The 8,913-nt window shown below is 72.7% G+C and carries 11 protein-coding genes and 1 tRNA gene; 1 reads left to right on the forward strand and 11 read right to left on the reverse strand.

The features are described 5' to 3' along the window. Nucleotides 1–25: 25 nt before the first annotated feature. The 8 genes from ETU37_RS05050 to eno all read right to left on the reverse strand — a co-directional run bounded on the left by ETU37_RS05050 (nt 26) and on the right by eno (nt 5,498). Nucleotides 26–98: transfer RNA gene (locus ETU37_RS05050), tRNA-Leu, on the reverse strand. 64 nt (nt 99–162) lie between these two features. Continuing rightward, the gene (locus ETU37_RS05055; RefSeq protein WP_129985961.1) at nt 163–741 is read right to left on the reverse strand and encodes a hypothetical protein; all 579 of its coding nucleotides are present in this window, start codon (nt 739–741) and stop codon (nt 163–165) included. A gap of 145 nt (nt 742–886) precedes the next feature. Then, complete coding sequence (locus ETU37_RS05060; RefSeq protein WP_129985963.1) at nt 887–1,738, reverse strand: uracil-DNA glycosylase; 852 nt, start codon at nt 1,736–1,738, stop codon at nt 887–889. Between the two features lie 50 nt (nt 1,739–1,788). Next, nucleotides 1,789–2,073 (reverse strand): hypothetical protein, encoded by a 285-nt coding sequence (locus ETU37_RS05065; RefSeq protein ID WP_129985965.1) that lies wholly within the window; start codon nt 2,071–2,073, stop codon nt 1,789–1,791. 63 nt (nt 2,074–2,136) lie between these two features. Continuing rightward, nucleotides 2,137–3,072: a Ppx/GppA phosphatase family protein gene (locus ETU37_RS05070; protein WP_129985968.1), complete on the reverse strand. Its 936-nt coding sequence runs from the start codon at nt 3,070–3,072 to the stop codon at nt 2,137–2,139. Next, the gene (locus tag ETU37_RS05075) at nt 3,069–3,557 is read right to left on the reverse strand and encodes a DUF501 domain-containing protein (RefSeq protein ID WP_129985970.1); all 489 of its coding nucleotides are present in this window, start codon (nt 3,555–3,557) and stop codon (nt 3,069–3,071) included. The genes ETU37_RS05070 and ETU37_RS05075 overlap by 4 nt, the downstream gene beginning before the upstream one ends. Further along, a complete protein-coding gene (locus ETU37_RS05080) occupies nt 3,554–4,174 on the reverse strand; it encodes an FtsB family cell division protein (RefSeq protein ID WP_129985972.1) in 621 nt (206 codons plus the stop codon). Before ETU37_RS05080 ends, ETU37_RS05075 begins: the two co-directional genes overlap by 4 nt. A gap of 46 nt (nt 4,175–4,220) precedes the next feature. Then, nucleotides 4,221–5,498 carry a phosphopyruvate hydratase gene (eno, locus tag ETU37_RS05085; RefSeq protein ID WP_129985974.1) on the reverse strand — a complete coding sequence of 426 codons (1,278 nt, stop codon included), beginning with the start codon at nt 5,496–5,498 and terminating at the stop codon, nt 4,221–4,223. A 114-nt stretch (nt 5,499–5,612) separates the two neighbouring features. Between eno and ETU37_RS05090 the strand changes: the two genes are divergently transcribed. Next, nucleotides 5,613–6,230, forward strand: coding sequence for a hypothetical protein (locus ETU37_RS05090; RefSeq protein ID WP_129985976.1), 618 nt, complete (start codon nt 5,613–5,615; stop codon nt 6,228–6,230). Here the strand turns inward: ETU37_RS05090 and ETU37_RS05095 are convergent. From ETU37_RS05095 to ETU37_RS05105, 3 genes are all read right to left on the reverse strand, one after another. Next, nucleotides 6,227–7,123, reverse strand: coding sequence for a DUF559 domain-containing protein (locus tag ETU37_RS05095; protein ID WP_129985978.1), 897 nt, complete (start codon nt 7,121–7,123; stop codon nt 6,227–6,229). The genes ETU37_RS05090 and ETU37_RS05095 overlap by 4 nt on opposite strands. A 145-nt stretch (nt 7,124–7,268) precedes the next feature. Further along, nucleotides 7,269–8,213, reverse strand: a complete 945-nt coding sequence (locus tag ETU37_RS23910) for a nucleoside triphosphate pyrophosphohydrolase (protein WP_338068603.1) — start codon at nt 8,211–8,213, stop codon at nt 7,269–7,271. Next, on the reverse strand, nt 8,207–8,896 hold the full coding sequence (locus ETU37_RS05105; RefSeq protein WP_129985980.1) for a SurA N-terminal domain-containing protein: 690 nt from the start codon (nt 8,894–8,896) through the stop codon (nt 8,207–8,209). Before ETU37_RS05105 ends, ETU37_RS23910 begins: the two co-directional genes overlap by 7 nt. Nucleotides 8,897–8,913: the final 17 nt, after the last annotated feature.

Here is an 8,913-nt window from a genome sequence, read left to right on the forward strand (position 1 = left end):
ATGAGCGACCGTGGGACGGCGCGGGTGCCCCCGGTCAGACTCGAACTGACACTGAGAGGTGTTTAAGACCTCTGCCTCTGCCATTGGGCTACGGGGGCGGATCCAACAGCCCCGAGGTTACGGGCACTGGCGACGTCACGACCCCCGGCTTGGCGAGAACGATCAGCGCAGATCGATCCAGCGCGCCGGGCCGTGGTCCATCAGCGTGAACCGTGGCGAGAAGTTCACAATCTCGGTGCCCATGGCGAGCTGGAGCCTGCTCACGTGACTCGGGAAGGCGGCGACGGGCACGCTGGCAGTGACGCAGTTACTGTCGACCTTGGATCGCACAGACGCCGACGAACCTTGCAGCCCCACTGTTCCCGTACGCACGCCGTCCGGGCTCACGTACACGATGATCTCGCCCACCATGACCGCGGCACCGGGATAGGCGACGATCGCCTTGTAGGCATACGACGTCCCAGGGCTGAGACTGGGCGACGAGGCCTTCCTCGTGCACCAACGCAACTTGAACGACGAACGACCGACTCCCGAGCCGAACGCGACCGATGTCAAATCTGTCGCCTTTCGCACAGACGCGTTGGCGCTCTTCCCTCCCTTGAGGGCCTCCAAGTCGTCGATCGGGTCCGATTTGGTCGTCATGGATGAGTTGAGGCCCGCAGCGGGCCAAGCCGACAACCCGGCCACCACGACAGCGAGCATTACGAGCAGCGCCGCATGAGTGCGCGTGCGAGAACGCATGAGATCCCCCGTCTTCGTGTCACCTTGTCAAGTGCAGACACAGACTGCCAGCGCGCATCGAGCACTGCAGGCACATCGAGTCCGATGTGTCGGCGCTCACACGAACCTTCCGCGACTATGCCATTGGGCTACGGGGGCGTGGTGCTCAGTCTTCCAGCGCGGCCAGCGACGCCGCACGACCGAGCACCGCGTCCAGCATCGGCTCGGTGAGCTTGCCGGTGAAGGTGTTCTGCTGGCTCGGGTGGTAGCTGCCCAGCAGGACCACCTCGCGGCCGTCGGGCGCGACGAGCACGGCCTCGGCGCCGTGCCCGAACCGTGGTTTGGGCCTGGGAACGTCGTACCCCACCTCGCGGAACACCCGCAGCGCGGCGTCCCAGCCGTAGGAGCCGAGGCACACCACGGCCCGCAGCCGGTCCGAGACGAGCGCGACCTCGCGGTGCAGCCACGGCGCGCAGGTGTCGCGCTCGTCGGTCGTCGGCTTGTTGTCCGGAGGTGCGCAGCGCACGGTCGCGACCATCCGGGTCCGGACCAGCCGCTGCCCGTCGCCTGCGTGCAGCGAGGTCTCCTGCACGGCCAGCCCGACGCGGTGCAGCGAGGCGAAGAGCCAGTCGCCGGACCGGTCGCCGGTGAAGATCCGGCCGGTGCGGTTGCCGCCGTTCGCGGCGGGCGCCAGCCCCATGATCAGCACCGATGGGTGCGGGTCGCCCCAGCCGCCGATCGGCCTGCCCCAGTAGGGCTCCCCCGCGAACGACGCCCGCTTCCCCACGGCGACGTCCTCGCGCCAGCGCACCAGCCGGTCGCAGGCGCGGCACACGGAGATCGCCGCCTCGAGGTCGTCCAGGGTCGCGCCGCGCGCGGTGCGTCGTACCGCGGCAGCCGTCCGAGCCACCGGTGTGTCGGCTGTGGCGGGGTCGTCCGGCCAGCCGGTCCCCGGAGGCACCGGGGACGGGAACGCCTCGCCCGTCACCGGGTGCGGAAGCGGGACGGGCCGGACCATGGCCCCATCCTCCCGGGGTCCATGGCCCGGCCCGTCGACCGGGGGTCCCGCTACGACTGCGGGTACGGGGTGGACTGGTCGGCGCCACTGCTGTGGCTGCCGACCTTCTCCTTGGCGGCCGCGGTCGCCGACGAGGCGGTCTCCACGACCTTGTCCCTCACGTGCGGGGCCTGCTCCTTGATCGTCTGGCCGGCCTCGCTGGCCTTGGCCCGGACCCGCGGGTCCTGGGCGATCTTCGTGGCCCCTGCCTTGATCTGCTCGTAGCGCTCGCGTCCGGCGCGGCTGCCGAGGACGTAGCCCACGGCGGCGGCGGCCAGCAGGGTCAGCTTCTTCATCGTCGCTCCTTCGTCAGTGCGGCGTCCCTCGTCCTTCCTGGACCTACCCGAGGAGCAGCCGGGTCAATCCTCGCGGTGGACCAGCGACCACGCCATCCCGTCGAGGATGTCGGCGTCGGAGACGAGCAGCCGCTCGGCGGGGGTACGGCGGAGCACGCGGTCGAGCACGAGCGCACCGGCTCCGATCACGTCCGCGCGGCCTCTCGGCACGTGCAGCGCGATCCGCTCGGCGACGGTCAGGTGCAGCAGCCGGTCGGTCAGGGCGTGCACGTCGTCGACGGGAAAGGTGGCGAGGTGGATCCGCTCGCGGTCCCAGTGGTCGAGGCCGGCGAGCAGGGTCGCCACGGTGGTCACGGTGCCGGCGACGCCGATGACGGTTGCGGCCCGGCTGGGGTCGACACCGAAGGACGGGAGCGTGTCGAGGGCAGCGTCGATCGCGTCCGCGGCCGCGGCCACCTCGTCGGGGGTCGGCGGGTCGGAGGGCATCAGCCGTTCGGTCATCCGGACCGACCCGATGTCGAGCGACCGCGCCGCGTCCACGGACGTGTCGCCGAGCACCAGCTCGGTGGAGCCGCCGCCGATGTCGACGACGAGGAACGGCCGGGGCAGGTCGGTCGCCTGCAGCGCGCGGGTGGCGCCGTCGAAGGACAGGGCGGCCTCCTCGTCGCCCGACACGACCTCGGGCTCGACGCCGAGCCGCTCGCGCACGGCCGCGCGGAACTCGTCGCCGTTGGAGGCGTCGCGGCTGGCGGACGTGGCGCAGAAGCGCAGTGCGTCGACCCGGTGCTCGTCGAGGATCGCGGCGTACTCCTCGACCGCCGCGAGCGTCCGCGCGACCGCCTCGTCGGCGAGCCGGCCGGTCCGGTCGACGTCCTGGCCGAGGCGCACGATCCGCATCTCACGGACGAGCTGCTCCTCGGTGCCGCTCGCCGGGTCGAGGTCGGCGACCAGCAGCTTGATGGTGTTGGTGCCGCAGTCGATGGACCCGACCCGCGTCATACGCAGGGTCCCGACTGCCAGAACTCTCCGAGCGCGTCGACCACCTCGTCACCGAGCGGGTTCACCCCGCGGCCCATGCCCAGCGACTGGCCGGCGAGGACGTGCAGGCACTTCACGCGGGTGGGCATCCCGCCCGCGGAGACGCCCGCGATCTCCTCGACGTGGCCGATGGACTCGCGGTACTCCAGGTAGCGCTCGTGCGCCCGCTGGTACGCCGCCGCCAGGTCGGGGTCGTCGGCGAGCCGCTCGGTCATGTCGTTCATCAGCCCGGACGCCTCGAGCGTGCCGATGCGCGAGGCCGCGCGCGGGCAGGTGAGGTAGAAGGTCGTCGGGAACGGGGTGCCGTCGTCGAGCCGGGGCTCGGTGGCGACGACGTCAGGGTTGCCGCAGGGGCAGCGGTGCGCGACGGCGTGGATGGAGCGCGGCGGCCGGCCGAGCTGCTCGCCGACTTTCGCCTCGTCCGCCGGCTCGATCGGGGCGTTCACCGCTGCGCGGGCGGCTTCGGGGCCCGGATGCGCTCGATCGGCTCGGGGGCGTCCTCCGCGTCCTGCGGGTTGCCGGCGGCCTCCACGCTGTCCCACGCGGTCTGCCACCACAGCGGCTGCTCCTCCTCGTCGGTCGCCACCGGGTCGGGCAGGGAGTCGTCGTGGTCGAGCGCCGTGCCGTCCTCGTCGATGACCTGGAAGCCGATCTCGCCGGGCAGCACCCAGCCGAACCGCTCGCGGGCCTGGGCGCGGACGAACGCCGGGTCGTCCCAGCGCTCCTTCTCGCGCTCCAGCGCCTCGATGTTGTCCTCCGACGCAGCGATCCGGTCGTGCAGCGTCTCGAGGTGGGAGCGCTGCTCGAGATAGGCCCGCATGCTCGACGCGTAGGACACCATCAGCACGGCCAGCACGAGCACCAGGATCGCGGCCCGCCCGGTGAACCGGGGGCGCGGCGCCTGGGCTCCTGGCCCAGCGGTGCGTGCGGCGGCCGCGCGGACCGGGGGCCGCGACGTCGGCCGCTGGTGCTGGTGGGGCCGGCTCGACCCGCCGCGGGGTCGCGAGGACGCGCCGGGAGCCCCGGGGCGGTTGCCCCGGGACGACGGGCGGCGGTCGGCCATGGTGCGCTGGCTCCTCGCGGGTCGGCTGTGGGTCGGCGGGGTCGGGTCAGGCGGTGTAGCGCGGGAACGCGCCGCGTCCGGCGTACCGCGCGGCGTCGTCGAGCTCCTCCTCGATCCGGAGCAGCTGGTTGTACTTCGCGACCCGCTCGGACCGCGCCGGGGCACCGGTCTTGATCTGGCCGCAGTTGGTCGCGACCGCGAGGTCGGCGATCGTGGTGTCCTCGGTCTCGCCGGAGCGGTGGCTCATCATGCAGCGGAAGCCGTTGCGGTGCGCGAGGTCGACGGAGTCGAGGGTCTCGGTGAGCGAGCCGATCTGGTTGACCTTGACCAGCAGCGCGTTGGCGGACTTCTCGGCGATGCCGCGGCCGAGCCGCTCGACGTTGGTGACGAACAGGTCGTCGCCGACGAGCTGGAGCTTGTCGCCCAGCGCCGCCGTCATCGCCTTCCAGCCGTCCCAGTCCTCCTCGTTGAGGGGGTCCTCGATGGAGACGATCGGGTACGACGAGGCGAGCTCGGTGTAGTAGGAGATCATCTCGTCGCTGGACTTGCCGGCGCCCTCGAACGTGTAGGAGCCGTCGTTCCAGAACTCCGTCGCGGCCACGTCGAGTGCGAACACGACGTCCTGGCCGACCTTCAGCCCGGCCTTCTCGACGGCGGTGCTGATCAGGTCGAGCGCCGCACGGTTGTTGGCCAGGTCAGGGGCGAAGCCGCCCTCGTCGCCGAGGCCGGTGGCCAGGCCGTTCTCCTTCAGCACGCTCTTGAGCGCGTGGTAGACCTCGGCGCCCTGCTGCAGCGCCTCGCGGAACGTCGGCGCGCCGATCGGGGCGACCATGAACTCCTGGACGTCGACGCCCGTGTCGGCGTGGGCGCCGCCGTTGAGGATGTTCATCATCGGCACCGGCAGCACGTGCGCGTTGGGCCCCCCGACGTACCGGAAGAGCGGGAGGCCGGCGCTGTCGGCCGCCGCACGCGCGACCGCGAGCGACACGCCGAGGATCGCGTTGGCGCCGAGCTTGGCCTTGTTGGGGGTGCCGTCGAGGTCGAGCAGCCGCTGGTCGACGAGGCGCTGCTCGGAGGCCTCGAAACCGACCAGCTCGGGGCCGATCACGTCGAGCACGCCGTCGACGGCCTTGCCGACGCCCTTGCCGAGGTAGCGCTTGCCTCCGTCACGCAGCTCCATCGCCTCGAACGCGCCGGTCGACGCGCCGGACGGGACCGCCGCGCGGCCGATGGTGCCGTCGTCGAGGGCGACCTCGACCTCGACGGTGGGGTTGCCGCGGGAGTCGAGGATCTCGCGGGCGCCGACGGCTTCGATGCTGGCCACGGTTGCTCCTGGGGGAAGACGGACGGTCGAACGGGCCCAGCCTAACGGCGGTGCGGGGTGTCGCCGCGACGGCTCGCCCCGCGGTACGGCGGGTCGGGTGGCACACTCCGGCGCGTGACAGACGAGCCGCAGTACCTCACCCACCCCGCGACCTCCCGCTGGCACGACGGCGTGACGATCGGCGAGCGCTACGCGACCGACATGGTCGTCGCGCACCCGATGGTGCCGGTCGAGGAGCTCCGGATGGAGCCGCTGGCGCCGATGCTGGTGCCCGAGGAACCCCGCTCCGGGGTGCTCGACCCGTCGGAGTGCTGGCACTGCCCCGCCCGCGGCCGCGAGCACTGGATCTGGGCGGACGAGCACTGGCACGTGGTGGGCGCGCACGACAGCGGGCTCCCCTGGATCGGTGGGCTGGCGCCCAACGCCCACCTGCGCCTCGACGAGCTCGGCCCCGACGAGGTCACCACCATGGGCGTCGTGATCAAGCGGCTGGCCGGCGCCGTGCAGTCGCTCGACGGCGTCGCACGCACCCACTTCGCCCGGTGGGGCGACGGCAGCGCGCACTTCCACCTGGCCTTCGCGGCCCGCCCGCTCGGGATGATGCAGGCGCGCGGCTGGATGCTCGAGCTCTGGGACGACGTGCTGCCGCGCACCGACGCCGGTCTGCTGGCGGACCACAACCGCCAGGTCGCGGCGGCCATGGCGGCGATGAGCGGCGAGGCGCTCGTCTAGCAGGGAAAGTGACCCCGCCAGCCCTCGTCGAGCCGGCGGGGCACGGATGTTGTCCGAGCGGCGAGGGCGGCACGGACGCGTTCGAGCGTGTCGACCGGATCCCGGTAGATGCCTTCCGCCGTGACGACCACCAGGCGCCAGCCGTGCGCGTCGAGCCACTCGCGCCGCCGCAGGTCGTGCCGCCACTGCCGCGTGTCGTGCGCGTGCTGCCGACCGTCGTACTCCACCGCCACGCGTAGAGGGACGTACGCAAGGTCGAGCCGGAACCGTGCGCCACCAGCGTCGTTCCAGAGCACGTGGTCGACCACCGGCTCGGGGAGCCCGGCAAGCACGATCAGCAGGCGCAGCCGGGTCTCCATCGGCGAGCCCACGCCGTCACGGACGTACGCAGCCGCACGGCCGGCGCGCCCCACCGTGAACGTCGTGAGCAGGTCGGCGGCGGTCAGCGGGAAGAGCCGGACCAGCGCATCGCCGACCACCACCAGGTCCACGAGCGACAGCACGCCGGCCAGCTCTCGGAAGACCTGGCGCGGCGCCGACACGCGCAGCCCCTGCCGTTCCACCACCTGCGATCCGACCGGCGCGACGTGGCACACGATCCCCGCACGTGAGCGGCGGTCCTGGGCGCGGTTGACCGACACATGCTCGACGGCAGCACCCTGGACCGGCAGGCCGAGCAGTCGCGCGGCCGAGTGGTGACTGGCGAAGGCGTCCGGCGGATGGAGCGCGAGCGCGCCGGCCGTGCGGAGCCACGGTTCGTCAGCATGTGCAGCACTGACGTAGACGCCGCGGAACAGCCGCCGGAACCGCGACGTCCGCAGCACGCGCGGGTCGACACCGGCGGCCACGGCGTCCGCGCGGGTGAACGGTCGGCGGAGGTCGAGGCTGCTCATCCGTCGAGCCTGCCGCGTCCGGAGTCGGCGCGTCGGCGGTCGTCCACAGGCTCGGCCCGGGCACAACCATGCACATGCGCCGTTGTGACACGGGATCCACCGGCCACGGTGTCACAACAGTGCACGTGCGCAGTCGCGCAGGACGTCAGGCCTCCGCGGCCCGCACCGCCTCGGCCAACCGGCGGACGGCGTCCCGCAGCTCCTGCTCGGGGTCGGCGCCGGCGGCGCGTGCCTCGACGACGAGGGCGAGCAGCCGGTCGCCGAGGGACGGACCGGTGGCGGGCGTGACGCCGACGCGGCCGGCGCGGCCGACGACCTTGTCGGCGAGGTGCAGGGCGGGCAGCGCCATCGGGACGCCCTCGAGCACGGACGTACGGCCCTTCTCGGAGGCCTTCAGCGCCTCCCAGTTCTCCTCGACCTCCGCGGCATCGGCGACGTCGAGGCCCGCGAAGACGTGCGGGTGCCGGCTCACCAGCTTGTCGACGATGCCGCCGGCGACGTCGTCGATGGTGAAGCCGCCGTCCTCGTCGGGCGTCTCAGCGGCGATCCGCGCGTGGAAGTAGACCTGCAGCAGCAGGTCGCCGAGCTCCTCGCGCAGGTGGGTGACGTCGCCGGTCTCGATCGCCTCGAGCGTCTCGTAGGCCTCCTCGACGAGGTACGTCGCAAGCGACCGGTGGGTCTGCTCCCTGTCCCACGGGCAGTGCAGCCGCAGCTGGTCCATGACCGTGACCAGGTCGAGCAGCCGCGCCCCCGGGACGTCGTACGACGCGTGCAGCACCTCGACCTCGGCGGCGTCGGAGCCGTCGGCCGGGCCGGCGACGAGCGCGGCGGCGAGCTCGGCGGGGAGCCGGTCTGCCTCCTCGTCACCGGCGAGGTACACGACGAGGCCGGACGCAGCGGCGTTGAGCAGCGCCGCGGTCGACGGGTCGTCGACGATCGTGACGGGGCGGCCGGCGGCCTCGACGGCGCGCACGACCGGCAGGTCGGCGGACGCGGCGAGCAGCGTCGCCGGCCCGGTGACCGCCTGCCACGCGGGCCAGGTCATCAGCCCGGGTGCGACCCGGGGACTCGTGACGAGGAGCGTCAGCACTTCTGCGACATCGGGAGACCGGCCGTCCACGCCTGGCCCGGTTCGTCGGCGGCACCCTGGCGCGCCCGGTCGGACGCGGCGATCGAGAGCGAGCCGCTGGTGGGCGTGACCGTGCCGTTGGCGTACTCGCCGAAGCGCGGGTCGACCTCGACGTCGATGCCCTGCTGCTTCACCCACTGGTTGCGCAGCCGCGCGCCCTCGGCGCTGGCCTCCTCAGGCGACGGGTTGGCGTTGCCCTGCTGCGCCAGCGAGGCGGCGCCGGCCTGGTCGAGGATGCTCTGGCTGACCTGGAAGCCCAGGAACAGCGCCCGGAAGTGGGCGCGCTCCGGCTGCGGCAGCAGGTTGATCTGCTGGGCGCTCCGGGCCAGCGCGGAGGAGACCGCCTCCTGGTCGACCTTGATTCCCTCGGCCTCGCCGTACTGCCGGCTCAGCTCGTTGTCGAGCAGCAGCTGGATCGCGGCCGAGCGGGCGCCGCGCGACGGCAGGTCGGGCCGCGGCTGACCCTGCGCCACGGCGGCGCTGACGGTCGAGCTGCACAGCGCGGCGGCGGCGTCGTCGACCGTGTTTGTCGAGATCTGCTCGTCGCCCACGACGGCCGCGGCACCCGGGTGCATCCCGCAGCCGGACAGGACGGCCGCGGCGGCGACCGCGATGACGGACAGCTTGACCTTGGCTCGGGTCACGAGTTCTCTCTCCTACC

The organism is Nocardioides iriomotensis (genome assembly GCF_004168035.1).
GTDB lineage: Bacteria > Actinomycetota > Actinomycetes > Propionibacteriales > Nocardioidaceae > Nocardioides_B > Nocardioides_B iriomotensis.